General features: G+C 72.8%; 22 protein-coding genes and 1 pseudogene. 10 read left to right on the top strand and 13 right to left on the bottom strand.

Going from position 1 to position 20,754, the window contains the following annotated elements; translation table 11 throughout:
• Window positions 1-338: 338 nt before the first annotated feature.
• A pseudogene (locus OHA72_RS55000) lies at window positions 339-1,700 on the bottom strand (DEAD/DEAH box helicase); the annotation flags it as partial.
• A gap of 140 nt (window positions 1,701-1,840) precedes the next feature.
• Here OHA72_RS55000 and OHA72_RS54995 point away from each other — a divergent pair.
• The gene (locus OHA72_RS54995) at window positions 1,841-2,347 is read left to right on the top strand and encodes a DUF1360 domain-containing protein (protein ID WP_327004081.1); all 507 of its coding nucleotides are present in this window, start codon (window positions 1,841-1,843) and stop codon (window positions 2,345-2,347) included.
• Here OHA72_RS54995 and OHA72_RS54990 read toward each other — a convergent pair.
• The gene (locus OHA72_RS54990; protein WP_327004080.1) at window positions 2,344-2,529 is read right to left on the bottom strand and encodes an antitoxin; all 186 of its coding nucleotides are present in this window, start codon (window positions 2,527-2,529) and stop codon (window positions 2,344-2,346) included. The genes OHA72_RS54995 and OHA72_RS54990 overlap by 4 nt on opposite strands.
• Before the next feature lie 685 nt (window positions 2,530-3,214).
• Window positions 3,215-3,823, bottom strand: coding sequence for a TetR/AcrR family transcriptional regulator (locus OHA72_RS54985; protein ID WP_327004079.1), 609 nt, complete (start codon window positions 3,821-3,823; stop codon window positions 3,215-3,217).
• Between the two features lie 74 nt (window positions 3,824-3,897).
• Here OHA72_RS54985 and OHA72_RS54980 point away from each other — a divergent pair, with 74 nt between their 5' ends.
• Window positions 3,898-4,896, top strand: a complete 999-nt coding sequence (locus tag OHA72_RS54980; RefSeq protein WP_327004078.1) for an FAD-dependent monooxygenase — start codon at window positions 3,898-3,900, stop codon at window positions 4,894-4,896.
• A 722-nt stretch (window positions 4,897-5,618) separates the two neighbouring features.
• Here OHA72_RS54980 and OHA72_RS54975 read toward each other — a convergent pair.
• The 4 genes from OHA72_RS54975 to OHA72_RS54960 form a co-directional block, all read right to left on the bottom strand.
• The gene (locus tag OHA72_RS54975) at window positions 5,619-6,791 is read right to left on the bottom strand and encodes an aminoglycoside phosphotransferase family protein (RefSeq protein WP_327004077.1); all 1,173 of its coding nucleotides are present in this window, start codon (window positions 6,789-6,791) and stop codon (window positions 5,619-5,621) included.
• Window positions 6,792-7,183: 392 nt separating this feature from the next.
• Entirely contained in the window at window positions 7,184-8,329 is a 1,146-nt protein-coding gene (locus OHA72_RS54970) for a sensor histidine kinase (RefSeq protein WP_327004076.1), read from the bottom strand.
• 23 nt (window positions 8,330-8,352) lie between these two features.
• A complete protein-coding gene (locus OHA72_RS54965) occupies window positions 8,353-9,075 on the bottom strand; it encodes an ABC transporter permease (RefSeq protein WP_327004074.1) in 723 nt (240 codons plus the stop codon).
• The gene (locus tag OHA72_RS54960) at window positions 9,072-9,965 is read right to left on the bottom strand and encodes an ABC transporter ATP-binding protein (protein WP_327004073.1); all 894 of its coding nucleotides are present in this window, start codon (window positions 9,963-9,965) and stop codon (window positions 9,072-9,074) included. The genes OHA72_RS54965 and OHA72_RS54960 overlap by 4 nt, the downstream gene beginning before the upstream one ends.
• 205 nt (window positions 9,966-10,170) lie before the next feature.
• Here OHA72_RS54960 and OHA72_RS54955 point away from each other — a divergent pair, with 205 nt between their 5' ends.
• From OHA72_RS54955 to OHA72_RS54945, 3 genes are read left to right on the top strand one after another with little or no spacing between them, the layout of a single operon-like run.
• Entirely contained in the window at window positions 10,171-10,572 is a 402-nt protein-coding gene (locus OHA72_RS54955; protein WP_327004072.1) for a DUF2752 domain-containing protein, read from the top strand.
• 46 nt (window positions 10,573-10,618) lie between these two features.
• Window positions 10,619-10,996 (top strand): RDD family protein, encoded by a 378-nt coding sequence (locus OHA72_RS54950; protein WP_327004071.1) that lies wholly within the window; start codon window positions 10,619-10,621, stop codon window positions 10,994-10,996.
• A gap of 56 nt (window positions 10,997-11,052) precedes the next feature.
• Window positions 11,053-11,568, top strand: a complete 516-nt coding sequence (locus OHA72_RS54945) for a metallophosphoesterase family protein (protein ID WP_327004070.1) — start codon at window positions 11,053-11,055, stop codon at window positions 11,566-11,568.
• Here the strand turns inward: OHA72_RS54945 and OHA72_RS54940 are convergent.
• Window positions 11,549-12,430: a polysaccharide deacetylase family protein gene (locus OHA72_RS54940; RefSeq protein WP_327004069.1), complete on the bottom strand. Its 882-nt coding sequence runs from the start codon at window positions 12,428-12,430 to the stop codon at window positions 11,549-11,551. The genes OHA72_RS54945 and OHA72_RS54940 overlap by 20 nt on opposite strands.
• A 151-nt stretch (window positions 12,431-12,581) precedes the next feature.
• Here OHA72_RS54940 and OHA72_RS54935 point away from each other — a divergent pair, with 151 nt between their 5' ends.
• Both OHA72_RS54935 and OHA72_RS54930 read left to right on the top strand, forming a co-directional pair.
• On the top strand, window positions 12,582-13,031 hold the full coding sequence (locus tag OHA72_RS54935) for a helix-turn-helix domain-containing protein (RefSeq protein ID WP_327004068.1): 450 nt from the start codon (window positions 12,582-12,584) through the stop codon (window positions 13,029-13,031).
• Window positions 13,032-13,041: 10 nt separating this feature from the next.
• Window positions 13,042-13,464, top strand: a complete 423-nt coding sequence (locus OHA72_RS54930; RefSeq protein WP_327004067.1) for a VOC family protein — start codon at window positions 13,042-13,044, stop codon at window positions 13,462-13,464.
• Here the strand turns inward: OHA72_RS54930 and OHA72_RS54925 are convergent.
• From OHA72_RS54925 to OHA72_RS54905, 5 genes are all read right to left on the bottom strand, one after another.
• Complete coding sequence (locus tag OHA72_RS54925; RefSeq protein ID WP_327004066.1) at window positions 13,448-13,999, bottom strand: GrpB family protein; 552 nt, start codon at window positions 13,997-13,999, stop codon at window positions 13,448-13,450. The two genes, OHA72_RS54930 and OHA72_RS54925, sit on opposite strands and share 17 nt — an antisense overlap.
• Window positions 13,999-14,967: a DNA polymerase domain-containing protein gene (locus OHA72_RS54920; RefSeq protein WP_327004065.1), complete on the bottom strand. Its 969-nt coding sequence runs from the start codon at window positions 14,965-14,967 to the stop codon at window positions 13,999-14,001. The genes OHA72_RS54925 and OHA72_RS54920 overlap by 1 nt, the downstream gene beginning before the upstream one ends.
• Window positions 14,951-15,700, bottom strand: coding sequence for a nucleotidyltransferase domain-containing protein (locus tag OHA72_RS54915; RefSeq protein ID WP_327004064.1), 750 nt, complete (start codon window positions 15,698-15,700; stop codon window positions 14,951-14,953). Before OHA72_RS54915 ends, OHA72_RS54920 begins: the two co-directional genes overlap by 17 nt.
• Window positions 15,701-15,788: 88 nt before the next feature.
• The gene (locus tag OHA72_RS54910; RefSeq protein WP_327004063.1) at window positions 15,789-16,712 is read right to left on the bottom strand and encodes an NAD(P)/FAD-dependent oxidoreductase; all 924 of its coding nucleotides are present in this window, start codon (window positions 16,710-16,712) and stop codon (window positions 15,789-15,791) included.
• 58 nt (window positions 16,713-16,770) lie between these two features.
• On the bottom strand, window positions 16,771-17,772 hold the full coding sequence (locus OHA72_RS54905; protein ID WP_327004062.1) for a TetR/AcrR family transcriptional regulator: 1,002 nt from the start codon (window positions 17,770-17,772) through the stop codon (window positions 16,771-16,773).
• Between the two features lie 53 nt (window positions 17,773-17,825).
• Between OHA72_RS54905 and OHA72_RS54900 the strand changes: the two genes are divergently transcribed.
• The 3 genes from OHA72_RS54900 to OHA72_RS54890 all read left to right on the top strand — a co-directional run bounded on the left by OHA72_RS54900 (window position 17,826) and on the right by OHA72_RS54890 (window position 20,754).
• Entirely contained in the window at window positions 17,826-18,986 is a 1,161-nt protein-coding gene (locus tag OHA72_RS54900) for a cytochrome P450 (protein ID WP_327004061.1), read from the top strand.
• A gap of 92 nt (window positions 18,987-19,078) precedes the next feature.
• Window positions 19,079-19,975 (top strand): ABC transporter ATP-binding protein, encoded by an 897-nt coding sequence (locus OHA72_RS54895; RefSeq protein WP_327004060.1) that lies wholly within the window; start codon window positions 19,079-19,081, stop codon window positions 19,973-19,975.
• Window positions 19,972-20,754 (top strand): ABC transporter permease subunit, encoded by a 783-nt coding sequence (locus tag OHA72_RS54890; protein WP_327004059.1) that lies wholly within the window; start codon window positions 19,972-19,974, stop codon window positions 20,752-20,754. Before OHA72_RS54895 ends, OHA72_RS54890 begins: the two co-directional genes overlap by 4 nt.

Below are 20,754 nucleotides of genomic sequence, written 5' to 3'. Positions count from 1 at the left end.
CGCCGCGGCGCTCGCCGGTCTGCCGGTCGCTGCCGCGCCGCCGGTCTTCGCCGCGCCCCCGCCGGTGGCCCCGGCGCCGGCCGCGGTGGACGCCTGGCGCTGAACTTCCCGCTGGTTGGACGGGCGGCGGCCGCGTGGACGCCCACCTGCCTCGCCGTCGTCGGCGGCCCGGCGTGCCGTGCCCGCCTGGTCCGGTGCCCGGCGTGCGGTGCCGGTCTGGTCCGCGGCGCGCCTCGTGGTGCCGTCGCCCTGCTGCCCGCGGCGGGCGCCGCCGTCGGAGCGCCCGGTGCCGCGTGCCTCGCCGGCCGTCGTGCCGCGCCGGGTGTCGGTGCCCGTGCCCGTCTTTGTGGCACTCTCCGTGCCCGTGCCGGCGCCCTGCGGCGACCGGAGCGGCGGCCCGCGGTGCGCGCGCTGTCGGCGCCGTCGTCGAACGGGTCCCTGGCGCGGCCGCGACCCTGCTGCCGGGGCACGGCCACCGGCTCGGCGGGCGGCTCCTGGAACGTGCGCTTGCCCGGGGCGAGCTCGGTCAGCAGCTGGTCGCCGGGGCGCAGCTTCGTGATCGTCGGCTTGATGCCGGCCTCGCGGGCCAGCTGCCGCACGTCACCGGTCTGCTTGTCGGTCATCAGCGTGATCACGGTGCCGCTGGCGCCGGCCCTGGCCGTGCGGCCCGAGCGGTGCAGATACGCCTTGTGCTCCGCCGGCGGGTCCGCGTGGATGACCAGCGCGACGTCGTCGACGTGGATGCCACGCGCGGCGATGTCGGTCGCCACGAGCGTGCGGGCGCTGCCGTCGGAGAACGCGGTGAGATTGCGGTCGCGGGCGTTCTGCGCGAGATTGCCGTGCAGCTCGACGGCCGGTACACCCGCCATGACGAGCTTGCGCGCCAGCGTCTTGGCGCCGCGCTTCGTCCGCGTGAACACGACGGTGCGACCCGGCGCGGCGGTCAGCTCGACCAGCACCGGGAACCGGTCCTCGTCGCGCAGGTGCAGCACGTGGTGGGTCATGTCGACCGGCGGGGCGGCGACCGGGTCGACACTGTGCGTCACCGGGTCGGTGAGATACCGGCGGACGAGCACATCGACGCCGGCGTCGAGGGTCGCGGAGAACAGCAGCCGCTGCGCGTCTGACGGCGTCGCGTCCAGCAGCCGGCGGACCACCGGCAGGAAGCCCAGGTCGGCCATGTGGTCGGCCTCGTCCAGGACGGTGACCTCGATGTCGTCGAGCCGCGCGTGACCGGACCGCACGTGGTCGTCGAGCCGGCCGGGGCAGGCGACGAGCACGTCGACACCGGCGCGCAGCGCGGAGATCTGCGGGTTGGCGCCGACCCCGCCGAACACGACCTGCGTGCGCAGCGACAACGCCTGCGCGAGGGGGGCCATCGCGGCCTCGACCTGCGTGGCGAGCTCACGGGTCGGCACGAGCACCAGCGCCCGCGGCCGGCCGGGGCGGCGCGGGTTGCGGGCGCGGCTCGCGGCGAGCCGGATCAGCACCGGCAGCACGAACGCATACGTCTTGCCGGAGCCGGTGCGGCCACGACCGAGGACGTCACGGCCGGCGATCGCATCGGGCAGCGTGGCCGTCTGGATCGGGAACGGCTCAGTCACGCCGTTGGCGTGCAGCACCGCGACGAGCGGTGCTGGGACGCCGAGATCGGCGAAGGTCGCCGAAGAGGATGAAGGGATGAGGCGGCGGACCGCCATGAAGTCTCCGAACGTCTGAGGGGTCGTCCAACCCGGCGCTGACGGTGGTGGTCGCGGCGCGGGGGTCGACGTTGCAGAGTCATCGTACCCGAGACGATCACCTGGTTTGCCGCTCGGACGGTTCGGGTAGCCGGGGCCGTATGGCAGACATCGATGCCCGGCCGGCGTCCTCCTATGCGCGGAAGGCGCCCGATGAGCGTCCGCTGCGGGGGTATGCGACCGTCATGGCCGTCTTCGGCGCCGCCGTGGGTGCTGCCGGGGGTGTTGCCAAACTCACCGGAAAGCGGCTTCCGGAGCGCCCCGCCCTCGCCGACGTCGCGCTCCTGGCGGTGTCGACCCACAAGCTGTCCCGCCTCATCACCAAGGACACGATCACCAGCCCGCTGCGCGCCCCGGTCACGCAGTTCGAGAGCGCGGCGGGGTCGGCGGAGCTCAACGAGAGCCCCCGCGGCCACGGCGTGCAGCACGCCCTCGGCGAGCTGCTGACCTGCCCGTTCTGCACCGCGGTCTGGGTCGCGTCCGGCCTCGGCGCCGGCCTCGTGTTCGCCCCGCGGCTGACCCGCTTCGGGATGGGCGTGGCGAGCGCGATCGCCGGCGCCGACTTCCTGCACCTGGCCTACGCGGCGGCGAAGAAGGCCGCCGGCTAGCTCCTCGTGGTGTCGCCGTCGCCGGTGTGCTGCTGGGCGGCGTCGACGGCCTTGTCGATGTGCTCGGAGTGCTTGCCGCCGGTCTTGTCGTCGACGACGTCACCGACCTTCTCCAGCGCAGCGTCGACCTTGTCGTCGTGCTGGTCCGCGAGATCCTTCACCCGGTCGAAGAAGCTGTTCACTGTTCGTCCCCCTTTGCCCGATCTGCGTGCGCGCTGTTGATACGGGGCAAGCGCCCCTGCCACCTTGCCACGATCATGCCCGACCGCCTCCGCCAGGTCACCCGGACGAGGCGACCCGGTGGTCGCGTGGCAGGGTTTGACAAATCGCACAAATCAGACGCACCGGCACCCGAACCGTCGCTCGTGCCTCTGCTGCCCCCTAAGAACCTGCCCGGTCGGGCCTCGCGTCCTGGCGGTTCACAAAGTCCCCTGGAGACCTGCCCAGTCTGCCCCGCGTCCCTGGTGGCTCAGGCGGTGCCCGCGGGCCTGCCCGGTCCGGCCCGCGTCCTGGTGGCCTAGACGGTTCGCCGTGGGTCTGCGCGGTCCGACCCCTCGTCCTGGCGGATCGCACGGTCCCCGCAGGTCAGCCCGGTCCGGCTCCCTCTGCCGGGCGCCCAGCGGCGCTGCCTGGTCCGCTGGCGTTCGAGTCCGCCTGAACCGGCGCTCCCGAGGCCGGTCGCCTGGTGGCGGATCCGGGCGCGGCGGACTTCGGGCATACCGCGGCAGATGGCCGGCCGGGCCGGAGGCTCGACGACCCGCCCGCGGTGCCTGTCGGACGCCTTCCGCCCGCAGTGCTCGCTGGTGCGGGTTCCCGTTCCGGCGCCTGTCCGGATCACCGCCCACCGCGGCCGGGGCGCCGGCCGCTCTAGCCGGCCGGGAGCGTCATCCATGGCCGTAACGCGATGCTCGTCGCCTCCTCAACCGCGGACCGCAGCTCCTTCGGATCGTGATGCGGCGGCAGGTCCTCCATCACCACCTGCACCGCCCCGGTGACGGCGCCGACGAACGCCCCGACCAGCGCTCCCGCCCTCACCCGGTCCAACTGCTCCGGGAACGCCTCTGCCAGGTGTGCCGCGATCTGCTGCTGGGCGTCCAGCTGGATCTGCAACCCCCTGCCCCGCACCGCCGGCACCTCGCGGATCAGCCTCATCCGCAGCGCCGCCAGTCGGTCGGTCAGGTCGTCGTTGTCGGCGCCGGTCAGGTGCAGAGCGCGGACCAGCACCTCGACGGGGGTGTCGTGAGGTCCGCGGGCCGCGATCGCATCGATGGCCGCTTGGACCCGGTGATCGCTCTCGGGGAAAAGCAGCTCCTCCTTGCTGGCGAAGTAGCTGAAGAACGTGCGCGTGCCGATGTCCGCCGCGGCGGCGATGTCCGCAACGGTCGTGCGCTCATAGCCGTCCCGCTCGAACAGCTCTGTCGCAGCGTCGACGAGCGACTGCCGGATGCGGGCGCGCTTGCGGTCGCGCAAGGTCATGCTGCCATGGTACCGCATCAAGTGTCGACTTGCACTCATTGCATTTTTGCACTCGATGCAGATAGTGTGTCGGCATGACTCCTCCCACTGTCCTCATCTCCGGCGCCGGCGTGGCCGGCCCGACGCTCGCTCACTTCATGGCCCGCCACGGGTTCCGGCCCACGATCGTGGAGCGCGCCGGTGGCCAGCGCTCCAGCGGCAACCCGGTCGATGTGCGCGGGCCGGCCCTGCCCGTCGCCGAGGAGCTGGGCATCATGCCGCAGCTGCGTGCGGCGGCCACCCACGCGACGTCGATGCTCGTCATCGACGCCAAGGGCCGCCCGGCCGGCCGTGTGCCGATGCCGTCGTCGAAGAGCGCGGCCGGCAACCGCGAGGTCGAGCTGCCCCGCGGCGACCTGGCCGCGATCCTGCAGGAGGCCGCCCGCGACGACGCCGAGCTGCTGTGGGACGACACCGTCACGTCGGTGAGCCAGGACGGCTCGGGCGTCGACGTCATGTTCGAGCGAGAGGCCCCGCGACGCTTCGACCTGGTCATCGGCGCCGACGGGCTCCACTCCGCAGTGCGCCGGCTCGTGTTCGGCCCGGAGCGCGACTTCGTGCGGCACATGGGCGTCTGGGTGGCGACCATGCCGCTGGACGGCCCGGCCGAATATCCGCACGACGTGCTGATGCACAACACGCCCGGCAGGCTCGTGTCGATCCACCCGTCGACGGGCCGGGCGATGGTCGCGTTCATCTTCCGCGGCCCGATGGTCGACGGGTTCGACCACCGCGACACCGCCCAGCACAAGCGCATCGTGACGGAGGCCTATGCGGACGCCGGCTGGTGCGTGCCGGAGCTACTCTGCCGTCCTGGTCGCATGGCCGGGTCGCGCTGCTCGGCGACGCGGCGTCCTGTGTGTCCTTGTTCGGCGACGGATCCAGCCTCGCCATGGCCGGCGCCCACACCCTCGCCGCCGCTCTGGCCGCAAGCCCGGAGGACCACACGTCGGCCTTCAGGGCATACGAGACAGCACACCGCGTCCACACCGACGCCAAGCAGCGCGCCGCCGGCCTCGCCACGGCGATGCTGATCCCGAAGACCAGGCTCGGCATCGCCACCCGCAACGCCGCCGCCCGCGTGCTCCTCTCCCACAGCTGACCAGCACCACCCCGGGAGGCGGCAGGCGGACGACACGCCCTGAGCCGTCTCGACAGCGCTCCGGTGCGCCGCGAAGACGGAACGCGGTGGCCGGACGGAACGCTGGCCAGGCGGAACGGGGTGGGCGGTGGCGTGAATACGGACACGGTCAGACCCGGCACGTGCAGGCGCGGGCGGGTAGGCGGGGGCCGCACGGTGCGAAAGCGGACGGGTGGCCAGGCTGCACGAAGGCGGACGCGGGCGAGCAGCGCACAGCACTCGGAGCGCCGCACCTGGTGCACGCAGCACCCGACCGGGCGGGCAAGGCGTAGGCGGGTCGGTGTGAGCGGTCGGCGGTGGACCCGCGGCGCGAAGGTGGGCGGGCGTGGCCGGGCCGGGCGAAGGCGGACCGGGGTGCGCAGCCTGGCGTGCGGACACGGGCGAACAGGTGGCGAGCACGCCTGGGGCGAAGGCGGATGGGGTGGTCAGACTGCGGAAGACGCTCGGAGGTGAACGGGGGCGAGCGGCGAGCAGTCCTGCCGGTCATGCGCGGGACCTGGAATCCACAGTGGACGCGAATCACCGCGTGCACTCGGGCGGCGGGTCCGGGACGGGTAGGTGGCGAGCAGGCTCGGCGTGAAAGCGGCGGAACGGCGGGCGACGCGGGAGGAGGCGTCAGGTGGGCATGGCGGCGATGGTATCGGCGGCGGCGAGCATCTGGGCGGCCACGGGCTGGAGGCCGACCTGGGTGAGGACGAGGCCGGTTGCCACGCGGTCGACGACGCCCCACTCCCAGATCGCGGTCTCGTTGAGGCCGGTGCGGGCGGCGAGCCAGCGCGACCGGTCGCGGGGGCCGGTTGCCATCAGTTCGACCGGGTCTTCGCGCATCAGGACGCCGAGGTCGTACTCGGCTTCGGCGAGCAAGCCGTCGGGGTCGACGAGGCGGAAGCCGTCCGCGGCGCGCAGGGTGTTCCACTGGTGGACGTCGCCGTGGACCAGGACGGCCCGGGCGTCGTCGTGGGCGGCGACTCGGCGTTCCGCGCAGGCCAGCGCGTGGGCGACGGTGCGTTCGGCGCAAGGCCGGTCGAGCCGTTCCCACAGATCCGTGATGAAGGCGCCGAGCCGCGCGCCCTTCGTCGCCGCAGTGGGAAGGCCGGCGTTCGGCGCCCGTCGCCACACGCGGCTGGCCACGTCGCAGAGGATCTCGTGGCGTCGGGTGACCGGCAGTCCCAGTTCGAACAGGCTCGGGCCGAGCTTCTCCAGCAGCAGCGCGTCCCTGGCGGCGTCGTGCCGCAGCAGCCGGGCGCATCCGTCGCCGCCGGCCAGCCGCAGCACGGTGATCTCGTTGGCGGTCGCGTCGCTGGGACGCGGCACGAGCAGCTTCAGGACCGCGGGCGATCCGTCGGCCGTGGTGGCGTCGGCGACCAGGGCTTCGGTCGCGTCGGCGTACACCTTCCCGATCGCGACCGCCCACTCTTCCTCGATCTCGGCCACGATCTCCGGCAACCTCCGCAGCCAGTCGTGCGCGCCGGCGGCTTCGGCTTTTGCCCGCACCGTTGCCGGCAGCGCCTCCGCGACCGCCGCACGTCGTCGCCTGTCCGCGGTTGCCCGGTGTGACAGCCCGACCGTGGGCTCCTGCCGCCCCGTGCGGACCGTGGGCTCCTCGTGCCGCGGCCCGACTGCAGGCTCCTCGCGCCGTAAACCGTCGTGGGTCGTCGTGGCGCTGTCCGGAGCAGTCGTGCAGCCGTCCTGGGGCGTCGCGGGTTGTGCGCTCGGCGGGGGCGTCGGGGGTTGTGGTTCCGGGACCGTCACGTCCTGGGATCCGTCTGAGGGCGGCAGCGTGTCCACCGGCCGCAGCCTGCCCGTCGCCCGGCGGCCCGGCAACCGCATTAGGCATTGAGGGGAGGGGGCCGATCGACCCGCGCCAGGTCCGGTTCAACGGGTCGCCTCGACCCACGCGGTGGATACGGTCGCCCGCCCACACGCGACTTGCCGGCCACACGTTATGTCGGCAACGCGTTGCGTCAGCCATGCGTTGCGCGGCCGCGCGTCACGCCGCCCATGCGACTCGCCGCCCATGTGACTCGCCAGCCACGCGTCACGCGGTGCGTCGGCCAGGCGGTGCATCGGTCACGGGAGTGCGTCGGCCAGGCGGTGCGTTGGCCAGGCGGTGCGTTGGCCAGGCGGTGCGTCGGTCACGGGAGTGCGGGTCAGGCTGCTGGGGCAGGGTGCGGCGGGGGTCAGGTGGTGGCGCGCAGGACGAAGCCGCCGCCGTCGCGGTTGCCGATGGTCAGGGTGCCGCCGGCGGAGTCGACGCGTTCCCGGAGGCCGGCGAGGCCGTGGCCCTGGCTGGCGGCGCCGTCGAATGTGGGCCGGGAGCCGGCCGGGGTGGTGGCAGGGGAGGCAGCCGAGCGGGCGGTCGGGCCGCGGCCGTCGTCGCTGATCTCGACGGCGGCGTGTTCGAGGCGGATCCAGCAGTGCTTCGCGTCGCTGTGGCGGATCACGTTGGTGACGCCTTCGCGGACGACCCAGGCGAAGAGCTGCTGCCGGTCGGGGTCGGCGGCCTCGGCCGTGAGGGGGACGTCGGCCTCGATGCCGGCGGCGTCCAGGGCGCTGCGGGCCGAGGCGAGCTCCGTCGCCAGGGACATCTCGCGGTAGCCGGAGACGGCGGCTCGCACGTCGACCAGGGCCTCACGCACGAGGCGCTGGATGTCGGCGAGCTCGGCCTCGGCGCGGTCAGGGGCGAGGCGGACCAGGCGCGCGGCCAGCTCGCTCTTCACGGACACGACGGTGAGGGAGTGGCCGAGCAGGTCGTGCAGGTCGCGGGCGAAGCGGTTGCGTTCCGCGGCGACGGCCAGCTGGGTGATCTCCTCGCGGGCCTCGGCCAGCTGGGCGTTGCGTTGCACGACCCGGGTCACGCCCCAGACGGCCAGGGCGGCGACCAGGACGGCGAAGGTGAGGTCGATGCCGCCGTCCCAGCCGGGCACGAGTTTGGGCAGGACAAAGGCGGCGGCGGCGGCGGTGACGACGACGGACCACGCCAGGCGCGGGGAGAGGGTGAACACAGCCATCACGGCCACGTAGACGAGGGAGGTGAGGCCGGACTCGCCGACGATGAGGGTCAGCACGGTGGTCAGGGCGACCATCAGCCCGAGCCGCAGCAGGGCCGTCGGCAGGCGCATCAGGGCGCCGGTGCGTTTCATCGCGGTGCGGGCGGCGACGAAGGACAGCAGGTAGAGCGCGCAGAAGGCGGTCGCCGCGGAGAGGCCGACGACCCGTTCCCAGATCTCGGGCCGGCGCCAGGCGTCGCCGATCGGGCCGGCCATGTAGAACAGCCAGACCGCCGCCCACAACCAGAAGGGGCGGCGGGCGGCGGTTGTGCTCATGTCGGACACGGTACCGACGACGCTCAGGCGCGGGCGGTGTCGACGCGGAACCTGCGCAGCGCGACGAGGGCGAGCGCGACGGTCCAGGCGCCGAGGACGAGGATCGCTTCGGCGTCGATGTGGCCGTTGTCGAGGGGGCTGCGGGCGACCTGCCCGGTCCAGTACGACGGGGTCAGCTTCGCGATCTGCTGCATGAAGTGCGGCATGAGCGAGACCGGCACCCAGAGCCCGCCGAACGCGGCGAGGGTCAGGTTGAGCAGCGCCGTGACCTGCTGGACGCCGTCGGGCTTGGCGAGGTAGCCGATGACGACGCCGAGCGCGGCGAAGGGCAGCGCCGACAGCCAGGCGCCGACGAAACACAGGACCCACTCGAGGGCGGTGAGCCGGACGTGCAGGGCGGCGGCGCCGATGATGAAGGTGAAGAGGGCCGGGGGGATCGCGACGAGCAGCGCGACGATGACCTTGTTGACGACGTACCCGCCGGGGGACAGGGGCGTGAGGCGCAGGGTGCGGTTCCAGCCGAGGCCGCGCTCGACGGCGATGGTGCTGCCGCTGGTGAGGGCGGCGGTCATCGCGCCGAACAGGGCCATGCTGACCATGACGTACTTCTTGGCGTCGGAGTCGTCGCCGACGGAGACGCCGCCGATGATGAGCAGGAGCAGGGCCGGCATGAGCATGGAGAAGATGACGACCCGCTTGTTGCGGACCAGGCGGACGATCTCCATGCGGAGGTAGGTGGTGTTCACTTGCTGCTCCCGGCTGCGGTGAGGGCGATGAAGGCGTCTTCGAGGTTGCGTGCGGTGACTTCGACGTCGTGCGCGTCGGTGCTGCCGAGCAGGGACCGCAGGGCGGCGTCGGAGTCGTCGCAGTGCAGCATGACCACGTCGCCGCGGGTCTCGACCCGGTCGACGCCGGGCAGGGCGGCGAGGCCCACGAGGTCGGCGCCGGGCAGGGTGGCGCGGATCGTCCGGCCGGTGACCGCGGCCTTGATCTGGGCGGCGGTGCCGTCGGCGATGACCTGACCGGCGCGCAGCAGGACGATGCGGTCCGCGTACGCGTCGGCCTCGTCCAGGTAGTGCGTCGCGAACAGCACGGTGCGGCCCTGCGCGGTCTCCTGGCGCATCGTGGTCCAGAAGCCGCGGCGGGTCTCGACGTCCATGCCGGTCGTCGGCTCGTCGAGGACCAGCAGCTCGGGGTCGGCGACGAGGGCCATCGCGAAGCGGATCCGCTGCTGCTGCCCACCGGACAGGCCACCGACGCGCTGGTTGGCGAACTCGGTGACGCCGGCCCGGTCGAGGACCTCCCGCACCGGCCGCGACCGCTGCTGCAGGGCCGCGGTGAGGCGCACCGTCTCACCGGCGGTGAGGTCCGGCAGGAGGCCGCCGCTCTGCAGCAGGGCGCCGACGGTACCGCGGGCGATCGCCTTCGCCGGGGACTGCCCGTCGAGCAGGACCGTGCCCGCGTCGGGCCGCTGCAGGCCGAGCAGCATGTCGATCGTCGTGGACTTGCCGGCACCGTTCGGGCCCAGCAGCGCGACGACCTCGCCCCGGCGGATCGTGAGGTCCAGCCCGTCCACGGCGGTGAGCGCACCGAACCGTTTCGTCAGGCCGGTCAACTGGACAGCTGCGTTCGTCATGGGGAGAGCATCGCCCGCTGTCCACCCCGGCGGATCTGTGCGGCGTCACCCGCGACCCCATGACGGATGTCATGGCCCGACCGAAAAGACCGATATGCGAGCAGTGCTGTAGCCGGGTATGGCAGAGATGTCGGTCGTTCGGATGACCTACAGGACCGTTTGTTGCCATACGATCGCGATCTCATCCGTCGATCGAGCAGGTCACGTGCGCAGGCAGTTCTCCGTCCCGGAACGAATCGGCGGTTTCGGCGTCCTCGCCGGGGCGGCCGCGGTGCTGTGGCCGACGTTCACGTCGTCCACCGGCCTCGGCGTGCCGTGCCTGCTGCTCAAGGTCACCGGCGTGCCGTGCCCTGGCTGTGGTCTGACCACCGCCGCGGTGGCGCTGGTGCACGGACACCTCGCCGGCGCCGCGGCCGCGAACCCCGGCATCTTCGGGCTCGCGGCGGTGACTGTCGTGGCGCTGCCGCTGGTCCTCCTGCGCAGGCTCGGCGTGATCAGCGCTCCGGCGCCGTGGTCGGACCGGGCCCGGTCACGGATGGGACGGGTGATGCTCGTGGCCGCCGCCATGAGCTGGGCATTCCAGTTGCACCGGTTCGGGTTCGCCTGAGCAGCATCCACCCCCACCCCCCCCAATGTTCTCTCCAAGGAGATCCATGAACCTCGCAACATGGCCGGTGCGTGTCGGCGCCTACATCGTCGACCTCCTCCCCTACATCGTCGTGGTCATGATCGGCTCGCTCATCGGCGACGTGGTCTACTACCTGAGCTTTGCGGTCGGCATCGCCTGGCTCGTCTACAACCGGTGGATCCTCGGCGGCCAGGGTCAGAGCTGGGGCAAGAAGCTCCTCGGCCTGCGCCTGATCAAGGAGGAGACCGGCCAGCCGATCGGCGCGGGCATGGCGTTCGTTCGGGACATCGTGCACTTCGTCGACGCCATCATCTGCTTCGTCGGCTTCCTGTTCCCGCTCTGGGACGCCAAGCGGCAGACCCTGAGCGACAAGATCCTCGGCACCGTCGTCACTAAGGTCTGACAGTCACGTGCTGGTGGCGGGCCCGCAGCGCCGGGTCCGCCACTAGCGTTGACCGGATGAGGCTCGTGCTCATCGCCGACACCCACGTACCCAAGCGCGCCCGCGACCTCCCGGCACCGGTCTGGACCGCCGTCGAGGCCGCCGATCTCGTCGTCCACGCGGGCGACTGGGTCGACGAGGCGCTCCTGGATCGCCTCGAGGCCCGCTGCGCACGGCTGGTCGGCGTGTACGGCAACAACGACGGCCCGGCACTGCGGGCGCGGCTGCCCGAGGTCGCCGATGTCGAGCTCGACGGGCTGCGGGTCGCCGTCGTCCACGAGACGGGACCGGCGACCGGCCGCGAGCAGCGCTGCGAGGCGCGCTTTCCGGGCAGGGACCTGCTCGTCTTCGGCCACTCCCACGTCCCGTGGGACACCGTGACGCCCGGCGGCCTGCGGCTGCTGAACCCGGGCTCACCGACGGACCGGCGGCGTCAGCCGTTCGCCACCTTCATGACCGCGGACGTGGCGGGTGGCACGCTCGGCGACGTCGTCCTGCACCGCGTGCAGCGGCTCAGAGCGCCTCAAGGGTGAAGTACTGCTTCAGGAACGGGATCAGCGTCTGGTAGGCGATGATCGTGTCCGGCTGCTTGTTGTCGTGGGACAGGATGATCGAGCCCTGGCGGACCTGCTTCTTCACCTCGGCGATGACCCGCTTGATGTGGGCGGCGTCGTCGGAGTCCTTCGAGTGGTTCCAGTCCGCCGGGTCGGCGTCCCAGTAGATCGACGCCATCCCCATGTCCTTGGCCTTCGCGATCAGGCCGGGGGTGAAGTTGCCGCCGGGCGCCCGGAAGTACCTGATCGGGACGTTGGCGCCGGCCGCGGCGCGGATGGCCTCGTTGGTGTGCTTGAGGTCCCAGTCGATGTACCCGGGCTCCTTCTTCGCCAGGTCCGTCAGGTGCTGCCACGAGTGGTTGCACAGCGTGTGCCCCTCGGCGGCGATCCGCCGGACCAGGCCCGGGTTGTCCCGGGCGCGGAAGCCGACCAGGCAGAAGGTGGCCTTCACGCCGGTGTCGCGCAGCAGGTCGAGGATCTTCGGGGTGTTGACCGGGTCTGGCCCGTCGTCGAACGTCAGCGCGACCGCGGTGGACCCGGTGCGGCTCTGCGAGCCGGCGGCGCCGTGACCGGTGCCCGGCGGGCGGATCACGAACGTGCCCTCGGGGCCCTTCACGGTCGAGGCGCTCGGCTTCGGCGACGGCTTGCCCGACTTCGACGCGGACGGGCCGGCCGACGGTGACGCCGCGGCCGTCGGCGACGGGCCGTCGGTCGCGGAGGCGGTGGGTGCGCCGGTGGCGGGCAGGGCGGCCGAGTGGTCCGGTTTCTTGTCCGACCCGCACGCCGACATGGCGAGCAGCGACGTCACCAGCAACACGACAGCGGTCCTGCGTCGGGACACCCTGAGCACTCCTCGAACGAACGGCGGCGAACGGCGGTGAACGGCACGTCCGGCCAACCTAACCGAATCCGGGCAGGTTTCACATCCCCTGTAGCGCTGTGTGCATGTATGGATGCCTGGAGTGACCATCGGCTCGCGGTAAGGTGCTGGGGTGACGTCGACGCAGTCGGTGCCCGTGCAACTGCTGGCGCATCTGCGCAGGGCCCGCGACCACCTCGACCGGCACTACCGCGAGCCCCTCGACCTGGACGCGGTCGCCGCCGTCGCGCGGGTCTCCAAGTATCACTTCGTGCGGTGCTTCGAGTCGGCCTACGGCGAGACGCCGATGCGCTACCTGACCCGCCGCCGCATCGAGCGCGCCCAGGACCTGCTGCGCTCGGCCAACCTGACCGTCACCGAGATCTGCATGATGGTCGGCTTCAGCAGCCTCGGCTCGTTCTCGTCCCGGTTCACCGCGGTCGTGGGGGAGAGCCCGACCGCGTACCGGGACCGCTGGGCGGCCCGCGGCGTGCCGCACGTGCCCGGCTGCTTCCTGTTCATGAACGGGGTCCTGCACAAGGGCGCAATTCTGGAGAAGCGCCCGGTGTCTGACGGTCCGTAACGTCGCCGGCATGATTACCAACGTCTCGCTGGTCACCGTCTACTGCCTTGACCAGGACAAAGCCCGCGACTTCTACGTCAACCTGCTCGGCTTCGAACCTCGCACGGACGTGACGATGGGTGAGGGCTACCGGTGGCTGACGATCGGCCACCCGAACCAGCCGGAGCTGGAGGTGACGCTCATGCTTCCCGGCCCGCCGCTGGACGAGGAGGCCGCCGCGTTCGTGCGCCGCCAGTTGGAGAAGGGCCAGATGGGTGCGCTCGGCCTGCGGGTCGACGACTGTCACAAGACGTTCGCGGAGCTGTCCGCGAAGGGTGTCACGTTCCTGCAGGAGCCCTCCGACCGCCCGTACGGCGTGGAAGCGGTCATGCGCGACGACACCGGCAACTGGCTGGTCCTCGTCGAGCCCCGCGCCTTCACTCCTGAGGGCTGACCGACCACCCGGTCGCCGCCGCCCATTCCTGCGCCACCACGATCACCAGGTCGACGACGGGGTCCTTGACGTCGCTGTATTCGCCGACGTCGTCGAGGACCCCGGCCAGGGCCGACTTGAACGCGCCGTAGGCCGGCACCGCCGCCGGGTGCGCCCGGAACCAGTCACGGAACAGCAGCGCCAGCCGCTCGTTCGGCGAGCCGGCGAGCCGCACGTGCAGGTTGACGCCCGGCCCGCTCCACATCCGCTTCGCCCACCGGGCCGGATCGTCGGTCAGGCCGGCCGGGACGTGGTCGCGCACCCACGGCCGCAGGGACAGGCCGAGCGCCTCCAGCGGCCCGGCCACGGGCGCGTCCAGGTCCGTGACGCTGAGCTGCAGGTCGATGACGGGCTTGGCGGGCATCCCCGGGATCGACGTGCTGCCGATGTGCTCGACCCGCACGGCGACGGGTCCGAGGTCGTGCCGGATCCGGGCGGCGAGGGTGAGGCCGAGCGCCGCCCACTCCTCCCGCGGCGGGTCGACGACGATCGGCATCAGCCGTCGACCTCGGCGTCCCGTTTGGCCTTGGCGCGGCGTTTCCCTTCATGCATCGCCTGCACGCGGGGCACGGGGATCGTGTGCCCTTCGGCGATGAGGTCGGCGTCGAGCCGTTGCGGCGCCGGCATCCGGGCCGCCCACGGGTCGCCGTCGCCCAGCAGCGCGGGCACGGTGTGGATCGTGAAGTCGGCCGGCGTCACGTCGTCGAGGTCGTCCCACGCCAGCGGGAACGACACGGGTGTGCCGGGCCGCAGCCGTGGGCTGTACGCGGCGGCGACGGTCGCCCCGCCGACCCTGGTCGGGTCGAGGAACACCTTGCCCTCACGGTCCTCGCGGATGAACGCGGTCGTGGCGAGATCCGGGTCGAGCCGCGCGGCGCGAGCGGCCACGGCGCGGGTCGCGGCGGCGATGTCCTCCATCGGCGCGTGCGCGTCGATGGGCACGAACACGTGCAGCCCCTTGGCGCCGCTGGTCTTCACCACGCTGTCCATGCCGAGGTCGGTGAGCACGGTGCGGATCAGCTTGGCCGCGCCGACGGCGAGGGAGAACGCGTCCGGCGACGGCGGGTCCAGGTCGAGGATCATGTGGGTGGTGTGCGCGAAGTCCGGCGCCTTGGCCAGCAGCGGGTGGAACTCGATCGCCCGCTGGTTGGCGAACCACAGCAGTGTCCGCCGGTCCTCGCACAGCCCGTAGGTGACGTTGCGCTTCGACGACTCCGCCCAGACGGTCAGCCTCGGGACCCAGTCCGGCGTGTATTTGGGCAGGTTCTTCTGCATGAAGGGCTGCTGCCCGCGCAGCATCCGCATCACCGACAGCGGCCGGTCCCGCAGCACGGGGATGATCCGGTCGCGGACGGCGTCGAGGTAGTCGACCAGGTCGCGCTTGGTCGCCCCGGCCTCGTCGAACAGCGGCTGGTCGAGGTTCGTCAGCGCGACCCCGTCGCGCTCCTCACCGGATGCGGTCACGGTCACACCGTATCTGCCGCTCCGCCTCGCGGAGCACCGTGTCGAGCACCTGCCCGATCGCCGAAGGCTCGATGCGGTCGCGTTCTCCGGTGGTGTACCGGTGGAGCGCGGCCGTGATCGCCACCAGGCTCGGATCCCGGGCCGTGGCCCAGGTCGCGGCGTCCACCTTGCCGCAGTGGCGCTCCTCGGCGGCGAACCGCCAGATCCGGCACGCGGTCAGCACCATGTGCGCGGCGTGCTCGTCGTCCTCCGTCAGCACCTGCCAGGTCGTCAGCCAGTGCCGGCCGCGGTCGCGGACCCACTGTGCCGGGATCTCGCCGATCACCTCCTGCGGCGGGGGACCGTGCAGCGCCCGTCCGCCGTCGCGGGCCATGGCCAGCTCCACCAGCAGGTCGGCGTCGGCGTCGACGGCATCCGTGACCTCGACGCCGGACGGATACCGGCCGATGTGCAGCTCCAGCGGTGGTGTCCGTTGCGGTGCGGCGACCGCGGACGCGGTGACCACGTGCAGGTCGATGCCCGCCGCGTCGCCGAGGTCCGCACCCCGGACGAGCCGCTCCAGCGCGCCGGCCCGGTCGCTGGCGAGGTCGGTGCCGACGACGACGAGCAGGTCGATGTCGCTGCGGCCGGGCAGGAAGTCCCCGGTGGCAAGAGATCCGTGCAGGATCAATGCGAGGAGGTCGCCCTGGACGACCTCCGAGATCTGGTCTGCGAGCCGCTGCACCGCCTTCATGTCTGAATCCTAGCATCCTAGGAAGCAATGCGCGACGTGGCGGGGGGCACAGCGGCACCGGCTGAGGCAACCGGTGCCGCCGCGGGGATCAGGCGGCGTCCTCCATGACGAGGTCCATGTTCAGCATTCCGGCGGTGGAGACGCCGGCGGCGGCCGAGGCGATGACCGTGGCCATCGGCTCGGTGACGTTGCCGGCCACGTAGACACCCGGCACGGTGGTGGCGCCGCCCGGCCCGGAGGAGGGGATGTGCGTGCCGAGGCGCAGGCCATTGGCCTCGAAGTCGACCGGCTTCAGGCCCAGCGGCGCGAGCGCGTCGACACGCGCCTCGACGCGGCCCATCAGGACCAGTGCGTCGACGGGCACCAGAGTGCCGTCGGCGAGCCGGGCGCCGTCGGTGCCGTACCCGGTGACCTCGCCCTCGATGACGCGGATCCCGCGCCGCGCGAGTTTCGCGAGCTCCTCGGCGGTCGGGGCGGGGGCGGTGTGCAGCAGCAGGGTGACGTCCGGGGTCCATTGCCGCCACAGCAGCGCCTGGTGGGCGGCCATGGTGGAGGTGGCGAGGATCGCGACGGGCCGGTCGCGGACCTCCCAGCCGTGGCAGTACGGGCAGTGCAGTACCCGGCTGCCCCAGTGCTCGGCCACGCCGGGGATGTCGGGCAGTTCGTCGGTGAGGCCGGTGGTGACCAGGACCCGGCGCGCCTCGACCGTCGTGCCGTCCGCGAGCTCGACAGCGAACCGGGGCAGGTCGGCGCCCCGGGGGTGCACGGCGGTGACCGTGCCGTCGAGGATCTCGCCGCCGTACTGTGTGACCTCGGCGCGGCCGATGGCCAGCAGTTCGCCCGGCGGGGTGCTCTCGCGGCCGAGATAGTTGTGGATGTGGCTCGCCGGTGCGTTGCGAGGGTTGCCCGCGTCGACGACCAGCACCCGGCGGCGGGCACGGGACAGGGTCAGTGCCGCGCTCAGCCCGGCCGCGCCGCCGCCGATGATCACTACGTCGTATTCGTTCCGCATGACCCGAGCGTCGCTCGGCCTGGCGCCTGCGGCAAGGGCTGTTGCTGAAATGGCAAGGCTAGATGGATGTCACGGCGTGGCAGGCGCCCCAGCCGTCGGCGCGGGCGACGACCCGGCCCCCGGCGATCCGCAGGGCGGTCTCCGTGGCGTCGTCGGTGGGTCGCTGGTCGTAGGTGACCTGCAGGTCCGGCCACGCGGCGGGCGGTGCGGCGTGCGCGAGGTGGTGCCGCAGCTCGGCGAGGGAGAGCCGGACCAGCGGCAGCAGCTCGTCCGGCGCATCGGTGACGAGGATCGCGGTGACGGGCAGCCCGCTGCGGGCGGCGTGCTCGACGGCCGTGAGGCGGTGCAGGCCGACGATCGCGACGATCCCGTCGGGTCGGGCCTCGACTGGCGCGCCGCGCAGCAGGTCCGCGGTGGACGGCGGGGTCCACGGCTCGTCGGTGGTGTGGGCGGTGGTCGCGGCCGGCGGCGGGACCCAGGTGTCGTCGACGGCGGGGAGCTCCTCGACGGCCCGCACGACGTGGAACGGCTCGCCGAATCCTGGCGCGGCCGCGGCGAGCTGGCCGGCGCCGTGCAGCACGGTGAGGGCGAGCTCGGCGAGGCGGACCTGCCGTGTTCCGTCGTGCCGCAGGCGTTCCAGGGCGAGTCCGAGGACGATCGCGTCGAGGTGCTTGAGCTGCGCGAAGGCCGTGCGTGCGGCGGGGTCGGCGACGACCTCGGCCATCAGGTCGGCGGCGAGGCGGGCGGCAGGTCCGGTGTCGTCGGTGGCCAGGGGGAGCCGGGCGACCCAGGCCCTGGCGAGGGCGCCGAGCGCGGCCCGGGCCGTGGTCGTGGTGGCGGCCGCGGGGACGGCGGGGACGTCGTCGGCGAGGACGGCGAAGTACAGGGCGCGCTTGCCCGGGAAGTTGGAGTAGACCGCGCCGCGGGTCAGCTCGGCCCGTTCGGCGATCGCGTCGATCTTCGCGTCGCGGAAGCCGCGCTCGGCGAACTCGGCCCGGGCGGCGGTGAGGACGGCCGCACGGTTGCGCTCCTGCGCCTCGGCGCGGGTCAGTCGGGCCATGGTGTTTAAGATACTGTCACCATTCAGATGATGCGATCATTTGGAGTGTACCTGTGACGACTGTGCCCGAGATCGACCTCACCGACCCCGAGCTGCTGCACGACCCCGCCGCCGTCTACGGGCGGGCCCGCGAGCGCGCGCCGATCGCCAGGCTCGTCGCACCCGGCTTCGGCCCCATGTGGGCCGTCACCCGGCACGCCGAGGCGCGGGCCATGCTGTCCGACCCGCGGTTCGGCAACAGCGCCGCCAGCTATCAGCGCCCGGACGTGCCGGAGCACTGCCGGCCGTACATGCGGACCATGCAGGAGATGGACGGCCCCGAGCATCAGCGGTTGCGCCGGCTGAGTGCGCCCGCGTTCACGGCTAGGCGGGCGACCGGCTTCCGCCCCGCGGTCGAGCAGATCGTCGACCGCCTGCTCGACGACGTCGCAGACCGGCTCCTCGACGGTCCGGTCGACCTGCTGGAGCACTTCGCCGGGCCGCTGCCGATGGAGGTCGTCTGCGCGCTGGTCGGCGTCCCCGCGGCGCAGCGTCCGGCGTGGCTGGCGCACGGCCGGGCCGTCGCCGCGGGCAACGGGCCCGCCTTCGCCGCGGCCGTCCCGGCGATCATCGACGGGGCGAGGACCGCCGCCCCGCAGGTCGCGGCCGTGTTCGGCGACGGGCTCACGGAGCAGGAGCTGATCACCCTGGTCTGGCATCTGGTCCTCGCTGGGCAGACCCCGACGAACCTCATCGCGAACGCCGTCGCGACCCTGCTGGAGGACCCCTCCCGCGCCGCGCTCCTGCGCACCGAACCGCACCTGCTGCCGGGCGCCGTCGAGGAGCTCACGAGATGGTGCGGTCCTCAGCTGCTCACGATTCCACGGTACGTGCAAGCCCCCGCCGACCTCGCCGGAGTGACCGTCGCCCCTGGTGAACCGGTCACGGTCGCGATCGTGGCCGTGAACCGGGACCCGCGGGTGTTCCCCGACCCGGACCGGCTCGACCTGCGCTCGACGTCCGCCGGGGCGCACCTCGGCTATGCGCACGGCCCACACTTCTGTCTGGGTGCTCCCCTCGCGCGGGTACAGACCGAGGTGGCGCTCGGCACGCTGCTGCGCCGGTTCCCGGACCTGGCGCTCAGCGACGCGGGCGCGCTCGCGGGCGTCGTCGCGCGGCGGGTGCCGGACCCCGGCACGTGGCGGCTCGCGGCGCTGCCCGTCGTCGCCGGGTAGGACGCGGGTCCTCCCTGAGGACGACATCCCGGGGTCCGGGTCGCGACCTGAGACGGTCGTTGCGAATCGGTGCGAGCCCTAGCGTCGAAGGCATGATCGAGGCGCAGGCACTGAGCAAACGCTACGGCGGCACCGTCGCCGTCGACGCACTGACGTTCGCCGTGAAGCCCGGGCAGGTGACCGGATTCCTCGGGCCCAACGGCGCCGGCAAGTCCACCACCATGCGCATGATCGTCGGGCTGGACCGCCCGACGGCGGGCACCGCGACGGTCAACGGCCGGCCGTATCGTGCGCATCCCGACCCCCTGCGGCAGGTGGGCGCGCTGCTGGACGCCCGTTCCGTCCACAAGGGACGGACCGCCCGCGCGCACCTGCTCGCCCTCGCGCAGACCCACGGCATCCCGGCGGCCCGGGTCGACGCGGTCCTCGGCCTCGTCGGCCTCGAGTCCGTCGCGCACCGTCGCGCCGGCGGGTTCTCCCTCGGCATGGGGCAGCGGCTCGGCATCGCCGCCGCGCTCCTCGGCGACCCGGCCGTCGTCATCCTCGACGAGCCGGTCAACGGCCTGGACCCCGACGGCGTCCTGTGGATCCGCACCCTGCTCAAGGACCTCGCCGCCGAGGGCCGCACCGTCCTGGTGTCCAGTCACCTCATGAGCGAGATGGCCGTCACCGCCGAGCACCTCGTCATCGTCGGCCGCGGCCGCCTGCTCGCCGACACCACCGTCGCCGAGCTGATCGCGCGGGTCGGGGTCGGCACCGTCGTGGTCCGCTCACCGGCCGCCACCGCGTTGCGCGACGCCCTGATCGCCACCGGCGCCGTCGTCACCGGCGTCGAGCCCGGCCTGCTGCACGTGTCCGCCGCCACCGCCGAACACATCGGTGACGTCGCCCGCGCCGCCGGCATCACTCTGCACGAGCTCACCCCACGTCGCGCGTCCCTGGAGGAGGCTTACATGGAGCTCACCAAGTCGGAGGTCGAATACCGATGACGCTCACGTTCCCGCGCGTCCTGCGCTCCGAGTGGACGAAGCTGCTGTCCCTGCGCTCCACCTGGCTCACGCTGGGCATCCTCGCCGTCGTCACCGTCGGCCTCGCCGGCGCCGTCGGCTACGGCGTGCACCGCTCCATCGTCGGCGGCGACGCACCGCCCGGCGTCGCTCAGGCCGTCGGCGCCGGGTTCCTCCCCGTCGACTTCGTCGTCCTCGTCGTCGGTGTCTTCGGCGTGCTGCAGATGACCGGCGAATACGGCACCGGCTCCATCCGCTCCACCCTGACCGCCGTGCCGCGGCGCTGGCCGGTCGTCGCGGCCAAGGCCGTCGCCCAGGTCGCGGTCACGGTGCCGCTGATGAGCGTCGTGTGCCTCGGCTCGTTCCTGATCTGCCAGGCCTTCCTCGGCGCCGACGGCGCGTCCCTCGCCGACCCGCAGGTGCCCCGGGCGATCGCGGGCGCCGCCACCGGCCTGGTCCTCACCGGCCTGTTCGGCCTCGGCGTCGGCACGCTCCTGCGCCACTCCGCCGGCGCGATCACCGCCCTGGTGGCCGCGATGTTCGTCGGCCCCGCCCTGCTCGGTGCCGCCCTGCCCCCGGCCCGCGCCGACGACATCATGCCCTTCGTGCCGACCGTCGCCGCCCAGGCCATGTACAGCATCGACGGCACCGGCACGCCGTTCCACACCTTCACCCCGGCGGGCTCGGCCGCCGTCCTCGCCGGCTGGGCCGTCCTGCTCCTGCTCGGCGGCACGCTCGTCCTGCGCCGCCGAGACGCATAG

Origin of the sequence: Dactylosporangium sp. NBC_01737, assembly GCF_035963215.1 — a bacterium.
Taxonomy (GTDB): domain Bacteria; phylum Actinomycetota; class Actinomycetes; order Mycobacteriales; family Micromonosporaceae; genus Dactylosporangium.
Note: the sequence above shows the minus strand (reverse complement) of the source record. Positions and strands in the feature narration are given on the sequence as shown.

Coding starts and splice junctions, on each gene's coding strand:
- OHA72_RS54995 (WP_327004081.1), top strand. CDS start 1,841: ATGGCAGACATCGATGCCCGGCCGGCGTCCTCCTATGCGCGGAAGGCG.
- OHA72_RS54985 (WP_327004079.1), bottom strand. CDS start 3,823: ATGACCTTGCGCGACCGCAAGCGCGCCCGCATCCGGCAGTCGCTCGTC.
- OHA72_RS54980 (WP_327004078.1), top strand. CDS start 3,898: ATGACTCCTCCCACTGTCCTCATCTCCGGCGCCGGCGTGGCCGGCCCG.
- OHA72_RS54970 (WP_327004076.1), bottom strand. CDS start 8,329: ATGAGCACAACCGCCGCCCGCCGCCCCTTCTGGTTGTGGGCGGCGGTC.
- OHA72_RS54960 (WP_327004073.1), bottom strand. CDS start 9,965: ATGACGAACGCAGCTGTCCAGTTGACCGGCCTGACGAAACGGTTCGGT.
- OHA72_RS54950 (WP_327004071.1), top strand. CDS start 10,619: ATGAACCTCGCAACATGGCCGGTGCGTGTCGGCGCCTACATCGTCGAC.
- OHA72_RS54945 (WP_327004070.1), top strand. CDS start 11,053: ATGAGGCTCGTGCTCATCGCCGACACCCACGTACCCAAGCGCGCCCGC.
- OHA72_RS54930 (WP_327004067.1), top strand. CDS start 13,042: ATGATTACCAACGTCTCGCTGGTCACCGTCTACTGCCTTGACCAGGAC.
- OHA72_RS54925 (WP_327004066.1), bottom strand. CDS start 13,999: ATGCCGATCGTCGTCGACCCGCCGCGGGAGGAGTGGGCGGCGCTCGGC.
- OHA72_RS54915 (WP_327004064.1), bottom strand. CDS start 15,700: ATGAAGGCGGTGCAGCGGCTCGCAGACCAGATCTCGGAGGTCGTCCAG.
- OHA72_RS54910 (WP_327004063.1), bottom strand. CDS start 16,712: ATGCGGAACGAATACGACGTAGTGATCATCGGCGGCGGCGCGGCCGGG.
- OHA72_RS54905 (WP_327004062.1), bottom strand. CDS start 17,772: ATGGCCCGACTGACCCGCGCCGAGGCGCAGGAGCGCAACCGTGCGGCC.
- OHA72_RS54895 (WP_327004060.1), top strand. CDS start 19,079: ATGATCGAGGCGCAGGCACTGAGCAAACGCTACGGCGGCACCGTCGCC.
- OHA72_RS54890 (WP_327004059.1), top strand. CDS start 19,972: ATGACGCTCACGTTCCCGCGCGTCCTGCGCTCCGAGTGGACGAAGCTG.